The 17,398-nt window shown below is 72.4% G+C and carries 14 protein-coding genes; 3 read left to right on the plus strand and 11 right to left on the minus strand.

The window, feature by feature from the left end:
* A partial coding sequence (locus tag JAO81_RS08980; protein ID WP_199547268.1) for an alpha-L-fucosidase occupies nucleotides 1-1,368 on the minus strand: 1,368 nt, incomplete at its 3' end.
* Between the two features lie 19 nt (nucleotides 1,369-1,387).
* Entirely contained in the window at nucleotides 1,388-3,235 is a 1,848-nt protein-coding gene (locus tag JAO81_RS08985; RefSeq protein WP_199547308.1) for a family 20 glycosylhydrolase, read from the minus strand.
* 406 nt (nucleotides 3,236-3,641) lie between these two features.
* Between JAO81_RS08985 and JAO81_RS08990 the strand changes: the two genes are divergently transcribed.
* Entirely contained in the window at nucleotides 3,642-4,508 is an 867-nt protein-coding gene (locus tag JAO81_RS08990) for a hypothetical protein (protein WP_199547269.1), read from the plus strand.
* Here the strand turns inward: JAO81_RS08990 and JAO81_RS43655 are convergent.
* Nucleotides 4,471-5,739 (minus strand): CdaR family transcriptional regulator, encoded by a 1,269-nt coding sequence (locus JAO81_RS43655; protein ID WP_199547270.1) that lies wholly within the window; start codon nucleotides 5,737-5,739, stop codon nucleotides 4,471-4,473. The genes JAO81_RS08990 and JAO81_RS43655 overlap by 38 nt on opposite strands.
* Nucleotides 5,740-5,917: 178 nt before the next feature.
* Here JAO81_RS43655 and JAO81_RS09000 point away from each other — a divergent pair, with 178 nt between their 5' ends.
* On the plus strand, nucleotides 5,918-6,793 hold the full coding sequence (locus JAO81_RS09000; protein ID WP_199547271.1) for an SGNH/GDSL hydrolase family protein: 876 nt from the start codon (nucleotides 5,918-5,920) through the stop codon (nucleotides 6,791-6,793).
* Between the two features lie 142 nt (nucleotides 6,794-6,935).
* Complete coding sequence (locus tag JAO81_RS09005; protein WP_199547272.1) at nucleotides 6,936-7,823, plus strand: bile acid:sodium symporter family protein; 888 nt, start codon at nucleotides 6,936-6,938, stop codon at nucleotides 7,821-7,823.
* A gap of 36 nt (nucleotides 7,824-7,859) precedes the next feature.
* On the opposite strand, the gene JAO81_RS09010 is transcribed toward JAO81_RS09005, so the two are convergent.
* The 8 genes from JAO81_RS09010 to JAO81_RS09045 all read right to left on the minus strand — a co-directional run bounded on the left by JAO81_RS09010 (nucleotide 7,860) and on the right by JAO81_RS09045 (nucleotide 17,370).
* On the minus strand, nucleotides 7,860-8,687 hold the full coding sequence (locus JAO81_RS09010) for a class I SAM-dependent methyltransferase (RefSeq protein WP_199547273.1): 828 nt from the start codon (nucleotides 8,685-8,687) through the stop codon (nucleotides 7,860-7,862).
* Between the two features lie 80 nt (nucleotides 8,688-8,767).
* Nucleotides 8,768-8,938: a 50S ribosomal protein L32 gene (gene rpmF, locus JAO81_RS09015; protein WP_165330116.1), complete on the minus strand. Its 171-nt coding sequence runs from the start codon at nucleotides 8,936-8,938 to the stop codon at nucleotides 8,768-8,770.
* A gap of 129 nt (nucleotides 8,939-9,067) precedes the next feature.
* Nucleotides 9,068-10,810 carry an ABC transporter ATP-binding protein gene (locus JAO81_RS09020; RefSeq protein ID WP_199547274.1) on the minus strand — a complete coding sequence of 581 codons (1,743 nt, stop codon included), beginning with the start codon at nucleotides 10,808-10,810 and terminating at the stop codon, nucleotides 9,068-9,070.
* Nucleotides 10,807-12,546 (minus strand): ABC transporter ATP-binding protein/permease, encoded by a 1,740-nt coding sequence (locus JAO81_RS09025; protein ID WP_199547275.1) that lies wholly within the window; start codon nucleotides 12,544-12,546, stop codon nucleotides 10,807-10,809. The genes JAO81_RS09020 and JAO81_RS09025 overlap by 4 nt, the downstream gene beginning before the upstream one ends.
* Nucleotides 12,547-13,635, minus strand: a complete 1,089-nt coding sequence (locus JAO81_RS09030; protein WP_199547276.1) for a SagB/ThcOx family dehydrogenase — start codon at nucleotides 13,633-13,635, stop codon at nucleotides 12,547-12,549.
* A gap of 8 nt (nucleotides 13,636-13,643) precedes the next feature.
* Complete coding sequence (locus JAO81_RS09035; RefSeq protein WP_199547277.1) at nucleotides 13,644-15,023, minus strand: YcaO-like family protein; 1,380 nt, start codon at nucleotides 15,021-15,023, stop codon at nucleotides 13,644-13,646.
* Nucleotides 15,020-16,501, minus strand: coding sequence for a CocE/NonD family hydrolase (locus JAO81_RS09040; protein ID WP_199547278.1), 1,482 nt, complete (start codon nucleotides 16,499-16,501; stop codon nucleotides 15,020-15,022). The genes JAO81_RS09035 and JAO81_RS09040 overlap by 4 nt, the downstream gene beginning before the upstream one ends.
* Nucleotides 16,498-17,370, minus strand: a complete 873-nt coding sequence (locus JAO81_RS09045; protein WP_199547279.1) for a hypothetical protein — start codon at nucleotides 17,368-17,370, stop codon at nucleotides 16,498-16,500. Before JAO81_RS09045 ends, JAO81_RS09040 begins: the two co-directional genes overlap by 4 nt.
* Nucleotides 17,371-17,398 lie beyond the last annotated feature (28 nt).

Here is a 17,398-nt window from a genome sequence, read left to right on the forward strand (position 1 = left end):
GGGTGTCCCCTTGGCCGGCGGGGGCGCCGCCCACGCCGTGGCGGGGTCGCCGCCCACCGCAGGGCGGGGGCGGCGCCCGTCGCCCCGGGCCCGGGAGCCGCGCGCGAGATCCTCCGGCAGTTCGCGTTCCACCCGCTCACGGAACTCCCTGAGGACGGCGACGTCCGCGTCGGGCAGGCGGCCCTGCTGGTCCGGGGGGATGTTCAGGAGCAGCACGGAGTTGCGTCCGACGGAGCGGAACCAGATGTCGGTCAGCTGCTCCACCGACTTGGGCTGCTGGTCCGCGTGGTGGAACCACCCGGGCCTGATCGACACGTCGCACTCCGCCGGCCACCACTGCAGGTACTGGGCCAGCGGCTGCGCCTCCACCAGCGCCGCGCGGCTGCCCTGGTCGGCGGCCTCGTAGTGGAGGGCGTAGTCGGTGCGGCCGTAGTCCTTCTCCCGCACCGGGACGACACTCCATTCGTCCTCGCGGGCGAGCCCGCCTTCGTTGCCGACCCAGCGGACGTCGGGACCCGACACGGCGATGGAGGCGTCCGGCGCCAGGGTGCGGACCAGCTCGTACCAGCTGTCCCAGTCGTAGCGCTCCACCTTGTCCGGGGGGATCCGGCCCTGGGCGCCGTCGAACCACACCTCGTCCACGGGGCCGTACTCGGTGAGCACCTCGTAGAGCTGGTTGAGCATGTAGGCGCCGTAGTCGGTGGCCTGGAGGTCGAAGGTGCGCAGGTCCTCACCCGCCCGGTCGTCGCCCTCGGTGAGGGCGGGCACGGTGTGCGTGGTGCGGGCGCTGCCGTTGGCGTACACGCCGTGCAGGTACTGGTTCTCGTCGGCCGGGGAGACATAGACGCCGACCTTGATGCCGTGGTTGCGCATCGAGTCGGCGAAGGAGCGCAGCACGTCGCCGTTGCCGTCCCGCCAGCTGCTGGACGCAACGCTGTGCCCGGTGTAGCGCGAGGGATGGAGGACGAAGCCGTCGTGGTGTTTGACGGTGAGGATGGCGAGCTCGAAGCCGCCGTCGCGCAGGGCGCGTGCCCACTGGTCGGTGTCCAGGCCGGCGGGCTGGAAGACGTCCGGGTCCTCGTCGCCGGTACCCCACTCGAGGCCGGTGAAGGTGTTGACGCCGAAGTGCAGGAAGGCGGTCTTCTCCAGGCGCTGCCAGGTGATCTGACGCTCCGTCGGCCGCACACGGGCCGCTTTGGCGACAAGCTGCTCGGGCGTGTCGGTGGTGCTGATCGGGATGCGGTAGTGCGGCTCGGCGGTCACCGCCGACGGGGCGGCGGACGCAGGGGGTGCCGCGCCCACGGTGAGCGCGTACGAGGTGCTCGACGCGGCGACCGCGCCGACGAAGAGACGTCTGCTGATGGCCATGCGGGGTCCTCCGGGACGGTCAGTGGGGGGCGAGGTGCCAGACGGCGGGCGGCTGTTGGTCGGCGGGATACTGGAGCAGCCGGCCGTCCGCGGTGACGTGGAGGGCCATCTGTGTGATCGCGTTGGTGAGGCGGTAGCCGCCGCGGACCTTGGTGAGCTGCCAGCGCTGCAGTGTGTTCGACGCCGAGCAGGTCTCCTGGGTGACCGGAGTGCCGGGCTGCAGCGGGGTGTTGAGGGTCAGCTTGCCGCTGCGGGTCTCGGCGCACAGCCCGGTCGCCGCCGAGGTCAGCGTGGCGTAGCCGTCGGCGGTGCGGCTGATCCGCCAGTCGGCCGGGGCAGCCCTGCCCCGGGTGTCGCGCAGGGTGTACGTGCCTTCGGCCACGGGCAGCCGGGTCAGGTCGCGGTGGCCCGGAGCGTGCCCCACGGTCTTGGCGCGGGCGGCGAACGTCTCGTACTCGGCGTCGGGGGCGGGCACGCCCCACGTGGTCTGGGCGACGTAGCGCAGCGGCAGGTCCATTGTCTCGGCGACTTCGTTCTCGGTCTCGCCGCGTCCGTTGTCCGGCCAGAGGCTGATCTTCGCGCCGGTGATGCCCTCGCGGGAGGTCACCTTCTCTCCTTCGAAGCTGCGCGGGTCCCACCGCTGCTCGTACAGCGACTTCGTGTTCATGTGGAAGCCGCCGCGTACGAGGTAGAGCGAGTAGGAGGCGTTGAGCAACGGGTAGCCCTGGGCGAGGAGTTCGCTGGGTTTCGTCCGCACGTTCAGCCAGTGCTCGACGGTCGTACCCGGCTTGACGGGCACGGTGTTGTCGCCGGTGAGTCCGTCGTTCCAGATCCGCAGCCGCTTGCCCTTGGCGGCGGCGTAGTCATGGACCCGGTTGACGAAGTCGATGAACGCGTCCTGCGGGGTGGCGCCCGGCCCGTACTTCTTCCTCGCGTACTCCAGGACGTGCGGGTACTTGGCGAAGTCCGAGCCGAGCATGTACTCGTCGGCGCCCATGTGCCAGGAGTCGGCCGTGAACACCTCGCCGTACTCGTCGATCAGCGATGTGTAGTAGGCGAACGCCTCGGGCGAGGTGACGTCGAGCCGGGACGGCTGCGGCTTCCCGTCGCTGTCGGTGAGCTGGAGTTCGGGCCGGTTCTCGATCCACGGGTCCATGTGCCCGGGTGAGTTGATCTCCGGGATGATGGTGACGTGGTACTTCTCGCCGAGTGCGACGAGCCGCCGGATCTCGTCCTTGGTGTAGTAGCCCCAGGTGTTGGCCTCGGGGTGGGCGTCGCTCTTCACCTTGAGTTCGAGCAGCAGCTGGTTGAGCTTGTGGTACGCCATATCGCGTACGAGGTTCTCCAGCCACTCCGTGGTGATGTGGATGTAGCAGGCGCAGACCCCGACGCCGCGCTCGGCGTACCGCGGCACGTCGACGGTCCGCCCGGCCGGTATCCGGTGGCCCCCGGCGAGGAGTTGGAGCAGGGTGCGGGTGCCGTAGAAGGCCCCGGCCTCGGTGCCGCCGGTGATGGTGAGTGTGCGTCCCGCCGTGAGGGCGTACCCCTCCTTGCCCAGAGCACCCTCGCGGGCAGGATCGACGCGCACGACCACATCGCCGCCGCGGACGGCTCCCTGGCCGCTGTCCACGACGGGTACGGTGCCGTGCCCGGCCTCGCGGAGGTCCTCGGCGAGGGTGACGGCGACGCCGCGCGCCTCCTTGTCGTGGGCGTCCACGACGAGGCGCGTGTGCCGCCCGAAGGAGTAACTCCCTTCCTGGGGCGTCCAGTCAGCGAGCGCAGGCACGGTGACGGGCGGCCCGGCCGCGGCGGCCGAAGCGGCGGTGCCCGAGGCAGCGGCGGTGGCGGGCAGGGGCGCCACGATCATCAGCAGGGCACCCGCCAGCGTGCCCAGCAACCAGGGGATCGATCGTCTGCGTAGCACTGCGACTCCTGTCGAAGTGTGGGGTACAGGGGCGGAATCATCGGATCTCTGCCCGCCGATCCAAGCCAGCGACGAAGAGTCGGTCAACATCCCGTACGGAAGAAGCGCAGAACATCCAATTCCGCTTGGACTTTCGGGCCGGCCGTAGACCACGAGCCGACGAGCCGGGCATCTCCACCAGGCCTGCCGGGCCATTGCGCCGGGGCCGGTCCGGGTGTTCGCTGCCCATGGCACCTGCGCGTCCGGGCGGCCACATGCCGGGCCCGGCAACGCGGTCGCCGCTCACACACACCTCAGCGGTATGTGGCGTCCGAAGGGACAGGGCATGCTCAGGTTCGACTTTCCCCGAGTGACACGGCCTCCCGCCCCCAGGCGGCTGCTGCGGACCTCCGACGGGGACACCCCCGTCATCGACCAGCCGGTGCGCATGGTGTCGGTGGACACGCCCGAGAAGGCTCACTACGCCGGGCTGCCCGCCACCGCCCAGGTGAAGCTGGACCGCTGCCGGTCCCGCCTGAGCGACGGCACCTTCGACGGCTTCCTTCCCGGCAGTCTGCGCGAGTACCTGGTCGGCCGGCTCACCCCGACAGCCGCCGAACGGCACATCGCCGCGGGCAATCGCGCCGGCGCCGAGTTCGACGCCCTGCTGGACCGGCGCCTCACCCGCCCGTCCGGTCCGCGGCGCAGAACGGCGATCATCCCGACCGGCGAGATCCTCGACCGGTACGGCCGGCTCCTCGCCTATCTGGCACCCTGGTTCGACGCAGACGCCTCGGATCCCCTGCCGCCCAGGGACCACCCCGACCGCCGGACGTTCAACTTGGACATGGTCGCCTCCGGCTGGGGTGCCATGTTCCTCGTCCACCCCTCGCTCCCCCACAACGCCGACCTGAACCGGCTGGTCACCGAAGCCGACCGGGCGTGGAGCGAACGGCGGGGCGCGTGGGCGGAGTTCGGCGAGGACCTGCTCCTCGCGTACGAGTTCCGCGCCTGCGTCAAGCTGGGCGCCGAGAAGTTGGACGACATCAAGACAGCGGTCGATGACGCCTATCAACGCGTCTGTGTCGACCTGCGCGACCTGCGCGTCGTAGGACTGCACGGCTACCACGAAGTGCCGCCGTCGCACCGTCTGTTCATCTGGGCCGACGAGTTCGAGCAGGCCCGAAAGGATCTCGACCTCAGGGTGGGGTCGGCCGTGCTGCCGGAGCCTTCCTGAGGGTGTGGCAGGTGAGGGCGGCGTACAGGGTGGGGAGGTCGGTGGGGCGGGTGGCGTCGAGTCCGGTGAGGGCAGTGATCTTGCGAATTCGGTAGAGAACGGTGTTGGGGTGGACGTTGAGGGCTCGGGCGGCCGTGCGGCGGTCCAAGTCGTGGCGCAGGAACGCCGTCAGCGTGAGCAGAAGGTCGGAGTGCGCGTCCAGCGGGTCGAGAAGTCGGGCGACGTGGGCGTGGGCGGGGCCGGGACGTGAGAGCTGGTACTCGAGGGCGAGGTCTTCCAGCCGGTATAGGCCCGGCGGGCGAGCCGAGGCGGTGGCGATCCGGGCCAGTTCGGTGGCGACGGGCCACACCTCGGCGACCTCGCCGGGCCGGGCCGGAACTGCCGCGGCGAGTACGGTGGCGCCCGCGGCGCGCTGAAGGCGGGTCAGGAGCTGTGTGGTGCCGTCCCAATCGGCCGGGGTGAGTTCGGCGGGGTCGCTCTCGCTGGGCAGGAGCACCAGGCCGCCTGTGGTGGTCAGTGAGGTGAGGGCGGTTCCGCGGGTGTGGAGGGCGAGTTCCGTGTGCAGGCGCCTGAGTTTGCGCTGGGCCGCGGCGTGCGTGTCGACGCCGGGTGCGTGTTCATCGGCGTGCGGCCCTGTCGCCAGTGCGAGAACGAGGTAGCCGGCAGGGAGCGTGAGTCCCGCTTCCTCGGCCGCATCCTCGTCGACGCGGCCTTCACGGAGTGCGGTCAGCAGCAGTTGGCGGGCGCTGTGCCGTTCGCCGACGGTGGTCTGCATCTGGTGCACGTAGCCGGCCGTGACGGCGGTGGTGACGTGCTGAAGGTAGGCGAGGAGCAGGCTGTGCATGGCGGTGAGGGCCGGAAGGTCTTCGGGCCGGGCCGCCGCGGCGAAGTCGTCCGCGCAGGTCCGGGCCCCGAGGAAGTAGGCGGACACGATGGCTTCGGCCGGCAGCCCTTCCTCCGCCCGGCGGGTGGCCGAGCTGGTCAGCAGGGCGAGTTGCTCGGGACCTGGCATGGAGCCGCTGTCCAGTACCCGCGCGAAGTCGTCGAGGCCCCGACGGATCATGCGCGCCACATCGCCGGAGAGCTGTTCGGCGGGCAACTTCCGGTAGACGGGGAGTTCCTCGGTCAGCCGCTCCAGGATCGCCGCCTGCAGTCTGTGGGCGGATCCGCGCAGGTACTGCTGCACGCTCTCGCCGGCGCCGCCCGTCGTCCCGGCGTTGTACGCGGACACAAATCACCCCTCGGAATGCTGTTCTCCGGACCGGAAGCACGCAGAGCGTGGGCCGTCATGATGTATCGCACCACAAACTTACCGGCCGGTAAACAGTGCTGTCCGCCGGCCGGCCCGCCCTCGATCCCTAGCATCGCGGTGCGTGCGCGCGCACCGCCGTGAGCCGAAGGAGCCGCACGTGAACGTCAGCCTGCGCACGGCACTGGCCGCCGCCGTGGCCGCCACAGCCCTGGCAACGACCCTGGTGTCACCGGCTGTTGCTGCCGAGTCCACCGAGCCCCTCGAGTACGTGGCCCTGGGCGACTCGTATGCCGCCGCCCCGCTCGTGCCGCCGGTAGACCCCTCGAACCTGCTCTGCCTGCGCTCGTTGGCTGACTATCCGCACATCGCGGCCAAGGCGCTGGGCGCCGAGCTCACCGACGTCAGTTGTTCCGGCGCGACCGCCGAGCACTTCACGGCCTCCCAGTACCCGGGAACCAAGCCTCAGTTGGATGCCCTCACCGAGGAGACGGACGTCGTCAGCATCACCATCGGCGGCAACGACGCCGGACTCGTCCCCGCCGCCCTGGGATGCGTCAACCTGCTGGCCAAGCCCCTCGGCAGCAGCTGCGCGGCCAGGAACACCAAAGGCGGCGTCGACACCGTCAAGGCAGGTATCGACGCCTGGGCCCCGAAGTTCGCCACCACCCTGCACCAGGTCCGGCAGCGAGCCCCGCACGCCGAGGTGTTCGTCATCGGGTACGGCAACTACATCCGCCCCGGCGGCTGCTTCCCCACCCAGCCCATCTGGGACGTCGACGCCACCTACATCCAGGGGGCCACCGACCACCTCAGCGCCGTACTCAGGACGACAGCCGAGCAGGGCGGCGCGACCTTCGTGGACACCTACTCCCTCGGCATCGGTCACGACTCGTGCGCGGCACCCGCCGACCGTTACATCGAGGGCCTCGTCCCCGCCCACGTCGCCACCCCGCTGCACCCCAACGCGAACGGCTCCAAGGCCATCGGCAGGGCGCTGGCCGCCGCGGTCCTGACCACCACGCGCACCGGCTGAGCCGACGTGTCCGCGTCCGGAGGCTGGCGGCGAGCGGCGCGGCACTCCACGATGCTCCCTGCGGTCACACACCGGCCGCTCGCACTCCTCGCAGACGCGACAACGCGCTCACCGCCTGCACTCCTTCGACCACGGGACACCGATGAACGACTCCGTACTCATCACCACCGGCCTGCCGATCGCCCTGGCCATCATCATGTTCGGCCTCGGACTGTCCCTGACGACCGATGACTTCAGGAGGGTCAGCCGGACACCGAAAGCGGTCATCGTCGCGCTGGTGCTGCAGGTACTGGTGCTCCCGCTCGTGGCGTTCGGGCTGGTCAAGATATTCGGCCTCGACCCGTTGCTCGCCGTCGGTGTGATGCTGCTTGCCGCGTCCCCCGGCGGGACCACGGCCAACTTGTTCAGTCATCTCTTCCGCGGAGACGTGGCCCTCAACATCACCCTGACCGCGATCAACTCGGTACTCGCCGCCGTCACCATTCCGATCATCACCAACCTCGCCATCGACCACTTCGACGCCCAGGGCGACCTCGGCCTGCAGCTCGGCAAGGTGGTGCAGGTGATCGCGATCGTGCTCGTCCCGGTCGCCGTCGGCATGGCGGTCCGCCGGCGCTCCGCCGAGTTCGCCGCGCGCGCCGACCGCCCCGTCCGGATCTTCTCCATCGCCGTACTGGTCATCGTCTCGGTCGGCGCCCTGCTGGGCGAGCGGGAGAATCTGGCCGACTACCTGCAGCAGGTCGGATGGGTGACCGGCATCTTCTGCCTCGCGAGCCTCACGCTCGGCTACGGCGTCACCCGGCTGCTCCGCCTCGACAAGCGCCAGGCGATTGCCAGCTCCATGGAGGTCGGGATCCACAACACGACGGTGGCCCTCACCATCGCGCTCAGCGTTCTGGACAGCACCGAGGTCGCGATCCCCATCGCCGTCTACTCGGTCCTGATGTACGTCCTCGCGACCGCCTTCGGCTATGTGATCACGCGACAGCACTCGGACAGCTCGAAAACTCTGGACGAACCGGTCGGCTGACGACTCCCCGGCTCGGCACACGCGGTCGCGCCCAGGTCACGGCAGTCGGAGCAAGGTGAGCCGGTACTCCTCGACCTGGGGCAGCCGCTGGGCGGCCAGGCCGGTGAGCATCTCGCGGTAGGACGCCGGCAGTGCCTCGTACATCGGCTGCGGCAGTGTGGTCAGGGTGTGCGAGGCGAGCAGGCGCGTGCCGGGACGCCAGTCCTCGAGTACGGAGGGGTCGGAGCAGGACCAGCGCATCCGGGCCTCGACCTTGCTCAGCGCGTCATGCCGGTCCTGGGTCGTGATGATGCCGGGGCCCGCGGTGTCCAGGGCGAGCAGGGAGCCCGGGAAGCGTTCGGCGATCAGGTCCACGACGCCGCGGACGTCCGGCTCGTCGAGGAACGGCAGGACGGCTTCCGCGCCGAAGAAGTACGGACCGTCGGCGCCCTTCGCCACGGACGCGGCCCAGGACTCGTCGGTGACCGAGGCCGCGATCATGCGCCTGCGTTCGGTGTCGGTGAAGAACGCCCGGCGCAGGTCGATCACGTCGGGCAGGTCGAGGTCGATCCAGCGGGCCCGGCCGTTGTCCACGCGCTCGTACCGGGTGTTCAGGCCCGTGCCGATCTCGACGACGGTGCCCTCGGGGTGTTCCTCCAGGAAGTTCCGTACCCAGTGGTCGAAGAGGGAGGTGCGCAGCACCGTGCCGGTCAGGCTGGGCAGTTCGTCGAAGCGGGCGAAGTCGTAGTCGATCGCCCCGGCGATCTCCTCGGCCCGCGGATCACGCAGTGCCGGTTCCGGCTTGCGGTTCTCCACCGCGCGCCCGTACAGGGGGATGAGCAGGGTTTCCTGGACTGTGCCGAGTTGTACGCCGTGACCGGTCATGGTCGCCTCCGTCGTCGTCGGTCATTCGGTTGCCCGTGCTCCACCGGGGCGGGCGGCGCCGCACGGCCCCGCACCCCCTGTCAGCCCTCGGGGTGCAGCAGCCCGCGCTCGTACGCCTTCACGAGGCGCTGCGGCACGAGGTGCGTCGTGCCGTCCACGGTGACCGGCACGAGCTGTGCCGTCGTCGCCTTCCACTGGGCCCTGCGGTGGCGGGTGTTGCTGCGGGACATCTTCCGCTTGGGAACGGCCATGGGTGGCTCCTGGTCTCGGTCGGGCGTGCGCCGCTCACGCTACATGAAAATGGTTCCCATTAACAGGGGGAGGGTTCCGGGCATCAATGAGAGAGGGCTACGGGCGTCACTGCGCTCGCGCGGTCGACGTCACCGCGCCCGCGAGAGCTCAAGGACGCGGGCGAGCGCTCCGTCGGCCCGTGCGGTGAGTTCGTCCCAGGTGCCTTCCTCCGCGATGCGACCGCCTTCGAGTACGGCGATGCGGTCGGCCCGGCGGATCGTGGCGGGCCGGTGCGCGATGACGATCGTGGTGCGCTGCTCATCGGCGAGTACGGCGCCGAGTTCGGCGTCGGACACGTTGTCCAGATGGGCGGTGGTCTCGTCGAGGACGAGGACACGGGGCCGGGCCAGGAGGGCGCGGGCGAGTGCGATACGGGCGCGCTGGCCGCCGGAGAGGGTGGCGCCGCGTTCGCCGACGTGGGTGTCCAGGGGCGCGATGCGGTCGATGCCGCACAACGCGGCTGTTGCGGCGAGGGTTCGGTCGTCCGCGCCGGGTACGGACAGGCGCAGATTCTCGGCGAGGGTGCCGTGGAACAGCGGGGTGTTCTGGCCCACCACGGCGACGGCGGTACGGAGGTCCGCGTCGGCGAGATCGCGCAGGTCGACGGGTTCGCCGCCCTCCGAGGTGAGGTAGACGGATCCTGCCGAGGGGTCCCAGAAGCGGGCGATGAGGTGGGCGCAGGTGGACTTGCCGGCGCCGGAGGTGCCGACGAGGGCGAGGCTCTGCCCGGCCGGGACCGTCAACTCGACCTCCTGGAGTACGGGTTGGTCGCTGTACGCGAAGCTCACACCGTGCAGGTGCACGCCGAGCGGCCCCGCGGGCAGGGGGCGTGGAGAGGTGGGGGGCGGCGCGAGTGCGGGGGCCTTGATACCGGACTCGACCCTCGCCGCCGCGATCCGCAGCCCCATCGCCTGGCTGAGTGCCCGGGCGGATTCGGCGACCGGGCCGAGCATGGACAGGGCGAGCGCCATCGCGGCGGGGGCCCACGCGCCGTGCAGGCGCCCGGTGGCGACGGCTCCCGCGGCGGCGGCCACCACGCCGAGTACGGCGAGCACGATCAGCAGGTCCCGTACGGCGGCGGCCATCGCCTCCCATGTGGCCTCCGCCCCCTGGGCGGGCCCCCGCCCCCGCCCCCCTGGGGCGGGCCCGGCGCGGCCCCCCCCGGGGGGGCCGCAGGCGAGCAGGTCGCGCAGCCCGTCGACGGTCTCCACGGTGTCGGCTGACAGTGCGGCGGCGGCCTGGCGGGTGCGAGTGCCTCGGGCGGTACGTCCGCGTGCGTCGGCGAAGGGTGCGGCGGTCAGGAGGACAGCGACCGGGGCGACGGCGAGCAGGAGCCAGGGCTCCACCGTGGCGAGCAGTCCGGCGCCGCCGGTGAACACGACGCCCGAGGCGAGGAGTTGGGCGGTGGTGTGCGCGTAGAAGAACTCCAGCGCCTCCACGTCGGCCATGGCCGTGGCGGCCAGGTCTCCGCTGCGCTTGCCGGCGACGCGGGCCGGGGCGCTGCGGGCGAGCCCGTCGAAGAGCCGTACGCGGAGTTCGGCCAGAACCCGGTAGGCCAGATCGTGCGAGAGGTCCATCTCCCGCCAGGTCATCAGGGCGCGCAGCAGCACGAGGACGCCGAGCGCCGCAACGGTGGCGCCCGAAGGTGCCGCACCTGTCATGACCGCCGCGCCGACGGTGTGCGCGGACAGGGTGACGAGCGTGACCAGCGAGCCCTGTTCGAGCAGGGCGGCCGCGCAGGTGCGGGCCATCATGGCGCGGTGCCCGGCGAGCGCGGGCAGCAGGGCACGCAGCGAACCACGCGCGGGAACAGGGGTGTCGGCGGCGCTCATGCGGCGAGCCCTCCTTGAGGCATACGGCCCGCCTCGACGAGCTCGGCGTAGACGCCCCCGGCGGCGACGAGCGCGGCATGGTCGCCTGCGGCGTCCACGCGGCCGGCGTCGAGGACCACGATGCGGTCGGCGTGCCGTACGGCGGCGAGCCGGTGGGCGACGACGAGGACGGTCCGCTCCCCCGCGGCGTCCAGGAGTTCACGGACGATGTCCGCCTCGCGGCGCTCGTCCACGGAGCTGGTGGCCTCGTCGAGAACGAGGACGGGCGCGTCGGCGAGCAGGGCACGGGCCAGGGCCAGGCGCTGGCGCTGCCCGCCGGAGAGGGTGGCGCCGTGCTCGCCGAGGACGGTGTCGTAGCCGTCGGCCAGCCCGGCGATCTCGTCGTGGACACCGGCCGCGCGGGCAGCGCGCCGCAGCTCCTCGCCGGTGGCGTCGGCCCGGGCCAGGCGCAGGTTGTCGGCGATGGTGGCGTGGAAGAGGTGGGTCTCCTGGGAGACCACGGCGATGCCGCGGCGCAGGCTGTCGAGGGTGTACGAGGTGGTGTCACGGCCGTCGACGGTGATCCTGCCGCGCCCTGGGTCGTGGTGGCGGAGCAGCAGGGCGATCAGGGTCGACTTGCCGGCGCCCGAGGGGCCCACGATCGCGGTGGTGCGGCCGGCTTCGGCGGTGAAGGAGACGTTCGTGAGCGCGGTCGCTTCCGAGCCGGCGTAGGTGAACTCGACGTCCTCGAAGCGCAGTTCGGGCGGGGCGGGCCAGTCGGCCTGTGCTGTTCCCGTATCGGAGACGGCTGGTTCGGCGGTACGCAGGGCCGCGAGCCCGTCCGCGGCCGAGACGCCCAGATAACCGGCGTGCCACTCCCTGGACAGATCGCGTACGGGACGGAAGCACTCCCCGGCGAGCAGCAGCACCAGATAGGTGCCGGTGGCCGTGGTGGATCCGCTCGCCGTCGACCAGCAGGCGAGCAGGGCGGCAGCCGCGGTGCCGCCCTGGATGGCCAGGTCGGTGATACCGGTGTCGACGAGCGAGACGCGGAGCTTGGCCACGGTGGCGCGGTGCAGCGCGGCCGAGCGCTCCTCCAGACGCGACCGGGCGCGCCCGACGGCACCCGCGGCGCGCAGCGCGGGCATGCCCTGCAGGGCCTCGAGGTAGTCGGCGCCGAGTTGTTCGTACGTGTCCCAGTGCTCCTTGCCGCGCCGGGCGAGGAGCCGGTCCCAGGCGCGCGGCCCGGCGAGGGCGAGGACCAGCGCCGGCACGAGGCCGAGCAGGGCGAGCGGTTCGATGACGGCTACAGCGACGAGCAGGAGCGGTGGTGCGGTGAACGTGACGATCAGCTGGGGGAGGTAGCGGGAGACGTAGGCGTCGACGCCTTCGACTCCGTCGACCAGGGTGGTGCGGACGACTCCCGTGCGGGCCGTGGTCAGGTGGGCGGGACCGAGGCGGCCGAGGTGGGCGAAGAGCTCGTCGCGCAGCCGGACGCGGACGCGTGCTCCGGCCCGGGTGGCGATGCCCCGCTGCCACAGGCCGAGTCCGGCGCGGAAGACCACAGTGGCCGCAACTGCCGTGAGGAGGAACGGTAGTTCACCGAACTCCCCGCGGGCGATGGCGGCGAGGGCGAAGGCGAGCAGAACGGCCTGGGCGAGCCAGCTGAGGGTGACGGCCCCCTGCAGGGCGGTGGCCGCGAGCAGCTCACGGCGTGCGAGGCGTGCGGCACGGCGCAGCTCCGGGTGGACGATCACTCAGGTCCCCTCCTCGGGTCGGCCCAGAGCCAGGCCGTGGACGATCCAGTCGTGTTCCGGCTCGCGGCCGAGCGCCGCGCCCAGGTCGGCCCTCTGCCAGGAGCCGACGGGGCGGGCCGCCAACCCCCGTCGCCGAGCGGCGATGTGTGCGCGGCCGACGGCGAATCCGGCACGCAGATGGGTACGCCGGATCCGCTCGGCGTCCGCGTCGGACGGACAGCCGTAGCCGATGAGCACGGCGCCCGCGTCCGCGATCCACCGCTGGCCCGCGGCCCACGCGGCCAGGGTGGGGCGGGCCTCTCCCGCCGCCAGCCGACGCAGCGCACCGTCCGGAGCCGGCTCGACGAGCTCCGGCTCGGGCGCCCCGACGGCCACACACCAGCTCAGTTCGCCGGCGGCGGCTTGTTGCGCCGTCGTGAGTACGGCGAGCAGGTCGGCGCGCGTGAGGGTGCCGTTCAGCGGGGGCGGGGCGCTGCGGCGGGCCAGGAGTTCGCGGGGCGTGGGTGCTCGGTGGAGGCCTCTCTCCCCCATCCGCCCGTCACCTTCCTCCGGCACGAAGTGCACGACAGCCAGCGGCTGTTCGCCCACACCCGCCAGATCGAGGGCGGGCACTCCCGCGCCCAAAGCCCGACCCGCGAGCCACAGCGCGGCAGCCGCATGCCCCGCGTCGAGCAGGATCAGCGGCCAGGCGCGGTGGCCGTAGTGGGCTTCCGTGCGCTGCGCGATCGCGTACAGCTCGACTGCGGCCCCGGGCGGCACATCCTCGGGCGCCGCACCGAGACGGTGCACCCGGTGACGCGACGGGTCGTAGCCGTAACGCCCGCGCTCCAGTGAGCAGTTGTCGCCCACGAGAAGCTGGGCGTCGACGGGGTGCAGGGCGCCCGCGGAGGGCGCGGGCCGCAGCCGTCCGGTCCCGTCGGTGGCGGCCAGCGAAAGGCGCAGCAGCTCGCGCAGGTCGAGCTGCCCGGGCTCGGCCCGCGGCAGGCGGCGGGCGGTGCCCGGCCAGTCGGGCACCATCGGCGCGGCGGGCAGGTCCGGGCCGGGCACTTCGTCCGTACGGGCTCTGGCGAGGGCTTTCACTAGGTCCATGGAGCGGCTCACATGTGCGGCGGCGGAGCGAGCGTGAAGTCCTCGGGCGCACCCGGTGCCGCCGTACGCCAGCCGCGCGCGAGGGCGGCTTCGGCGAGGCGCGGGCACCCGAAGTACCCGAACGCGGCAGGCGCGTTGGGCAGCAGCCCGGACACCAGCACCCGGGCGACCCTCAGCTCCGTCTCGGCCACGTCCTCGGTGGTCAGGTCGAAGGTCATCACGCGGTGGCCGCCCTCGTGCAGGGCCGCGGCCATCCGCTCCCGGCTGCCCGACTCGACGGCGTCGAGGGAGACGACGCCGTGCGCCGGCTCCGTGAAGCGCCTGGCCTCGGACGCCATCCGCGGATCGAGCCACACCTGGACGTGAGCCCCCAAGTCCCTCACACGCTCGAACTGTTCACCGCAGACATCGAGATAGCGGCGGTCCTCCCGGTGGTCGAGGTAGAGCCCTTTGGCGAGCAGTCCGGCGTCGACGGCCTGGAAGACCCAGCCGTCGGGGTCGGTGAGGCCCTGGGTGAACACCCAGGTGTGCACCGCTTCGAGTACGGCCTTACGGGCGGCGTCGGCGGGGTCGTACTTGCAGGCGAACCCGGCGGCGTACAGATCGAGCCGCGGGTCGTACACGAGGGCGGCCATGCAGGGCGCGAACTCGGAGGGCATCTCGACGATCCACACGGTGAGCCCGCATCCGGCGAGGTCCTCGGCGAGACCGGGGACCGTCGCCGGGTCGATGCCGCGCGTGGGCCCGTCGAGGTGCCACCACACCTCCAGTGCGTCGCGTTCGGCGATCTCCAGGAGGCCGCGTTCCACGGCGTCGTCGAAGCCCTGGCCGGTGGCGATGCCCGCGTAGTTGAGGTGGTGGGTGCGCGGCAGTGAACGCAGCTCGCCCTGACGCCAGTTGAGGTGGGTGAGCGCGACGGGCGCCCACACCTCGTCCGTCGTGCCGTCGGGCAGCCGCTCGACTCCGCGCGCCCACAGGGCCGGGGTGTCGTGCGTGAGCCGGCGGTAGGGGAACTTTTCGCGGGCGTACTGCCAGTCCGCGTACGAAGGCAGCTCGTCCGGTCCGTAGAGCCGGGGGCCCTTCCCGGCGAGTTCGCCGGCGGTGGCGCGCAGGGGTGCGTCCGGGTGGCCGGGCGGCGGGACGCGGTTGCCGCAGTACCGCTCGACCCCTTCGGCTATGGCGGCGATACGGGCGGTGCCGGGGTCGCCGAAGGCGGTGCCGAGCGAGACGCGGTCGGCGGGCCACAGGCCGAGCCTGCGGGCGTCCGCGACCTCGGCGGTCATCGCCGTGTACCGCGGGGGCGCACCGGCCGGATGGTCGACGGGCTTCACCTTGCGGACGATGCCGCACACGGGGTCCACGAGGGCTTCGAGCGGCAGCGGCGTCATCGGGGGATCTCCAGGACCGGGTTGATGGGTGTGGGTCGGTTGCGGAGCACGGTGAGGCGGAGTTCCAGGCCGGTCCGGTCCACCTCGCGGCGGGAGGCGATCAGGCGGGTGGCCGTGATCGGGTCGTCGCCGGTGTGCGGGTTGCGGGCGTGGGCCGGGAAGTGGTGTCCGGCGATCTCCAGACGGAGCCGCGTGCCGGCGCGCAGCCGTCGCGCGGGGCGCCCGAGGGGGATCGTGAACTCCGCACTTGTGCCTGGGGGTTCGGCACGTCGGACGATCCCGACGCCGATCCGCTCGGCCTGCCCTTCGGGGCTCAGCGCGACAAGCCGGGCGACCCAGTCGGCGGACGGGGTGTCCGCGGTGGCGCGCAGGCGCACCGCGGCGGGGCCGAGCGCGTCCAGTGGGCGCGGCAGGGGCGGGGTGACGAGCACGCAGCGGTCCGCCTCGTCGTCTGCGGGGACGGCCAGTTCCGCTGAACTGACCGGGCGCTCGGGGTCCGCGGTGAAGGCGGCCCCGCGCAGCAGACGCAGGCGCGGAACGTACGCGTCGCCCATGGCGTCCGGAGCCACCCACAGCGGGCTGCCACCGAGGGCGAGCGCACCTGCCCATCCTTCCCTGAGCCGCCCTTCGAGAGCGGCGCGGGCCCACTCGGCATACAACTCACCGAGCCTCACTCGGTGTTCGGGTTGGGCATCGGGCCCGGGCGCGGCGACAAGGCCATGCCCCCAGGGCCCCATCAGCAAGCGCGCGGACGGTCCGCCCCAGCGGCGCCACAGCTCCACGGTGTCCTCGGCGAAGTGGTCGTGGTGCCCTCCCACGGCGAGCAAGGGCATCTGCCCCTGTGCCGCCCGGGACATGAGCCCGCCGCGGTCGCGCCGGTGCCACAACCCTCTCCAGGACGGGAGCTGTCGCCCCAGCCGCCCGGGAAGATCGATCAGCGGCAGGTGGGACAGCAGTTCCGGGTCGGTGGCGAGCGCATTGGTCAGGGCACTCGCGTCCGAGTCGGGCCGGTCGCCGTGGGCCGCCCACCACCCGGCGCGGTTCCACAGCCGCTCCACGCCCGAGGGTTCACGGGCGGTGTCGGCCGCGCCGAGCGCGGGTACGGCGGCGATCACGGCGTCGGGGCGCGCATCTTCGGCTGCCTCCAACGCGAGGGCGAGGGCGCAGTGGGCGGCGTAGGAGGCTCCGCAGGCCACGAGACGGCCGTCGCTCCAACTCTGCCGCCGGATCCAGCGCGCGGTGTCCGCGCCGTCGGCGGCCTCTCCCTCGTACGGGCGCCACTCCCCCGGTGACGCATAGCGGCCCCGTACGTCCTGGGCCACGGCGGCGAATCCGCGCCGCGCCCAGCCACGCAGCTCGGCGCGGTGGCTGTGCCGGCCGTAGGGGGTGCGGATGAGGACGGCCGGGAACCGCCCCTGCCCCTTAGGCAGTTGGACATCGGTGGCGAGCCCACCGACGGACGCCGTGTAAGAAGTCACCGGCTGCGCCCGGTCGTTGCCGCGCCCTGCGCGCCAGGACGGCGCGTCCGCACCTCAGGCATCGCCGCCACACCGGGCACAGGCAGGACGGGGTGCGCGGTGACGGTCAGGGTCCGCAAGTCGACGCGGCGCAGGCCCCGCCGCGCGGGCAGTCCGCCCTCGTCACCTGCCCCGGTCGCCCACCGGGTGAGGTCGTCGGCGAGGAGCGCAGCAAGCAGTCCCGCCGACGGCTCGGCGAGGCGGACAGGTGAGCCTGTCGTGCGCGGTCCGCGCCAGTAGGCGGCCAGTTCGCGGTGGGCGGGTGTGGCGGCCAGCCGCCGGGCCCGGACCTGCGCGGAGGTGACATCGCCCGCCTCGGCCGCAAGCGGTTCGACGTATGCCTGCCAGCCTTCGAGGTGGCAGCGCGACCAGGCGATGCCGCGCTCGGGCAGCCGGTCGGCGGCATCCCACAGACCTTCGGGTACAGGACCGTCGAGGCACCACACCACGGCGGCGGGCTCGCCCGTTTCCCAGTCGCCCGGCCGGCCGCACCGGGGCGCGGCCCCCGCCGCCTCCAGATATCCGGCCAGCGACTTCGTCAGTACGGGAGCACCGAGCAGCAACACGTCCCGGCGCCCGGCGGGCCACACGGCCCGGCCCGCCCGGCCGCACTCCTCGGCGTACCCGGCCTGCTCGAACGCCGCCACGAGCCGGTCGACTTCGGCGTCCGCCCGCTCGACCGGCCCACCGGCGAGCCGGGACAGGAGCTCCCCCTGTTCCGCCTCGCCCGCAGCGACCCGGAGGAACTCCCCGTCGGCCGTACGGACGGCCAGGCCACCGTCGGGGACGGCGACGACTTCGACACCCGGTGCGAGCAGACTGCGCGACACGTCACTTCTCCCGTGAACAAGGGGCTTA

Origin of the sequence: Streptomyces sp. N35, assembly GCF_016464295.1 — a bacterium.
GTDB lineage: Bacteria > Actinomycetota > Actinomycetes > Streptomycetales > Streptomycetaceae > Streptomyces.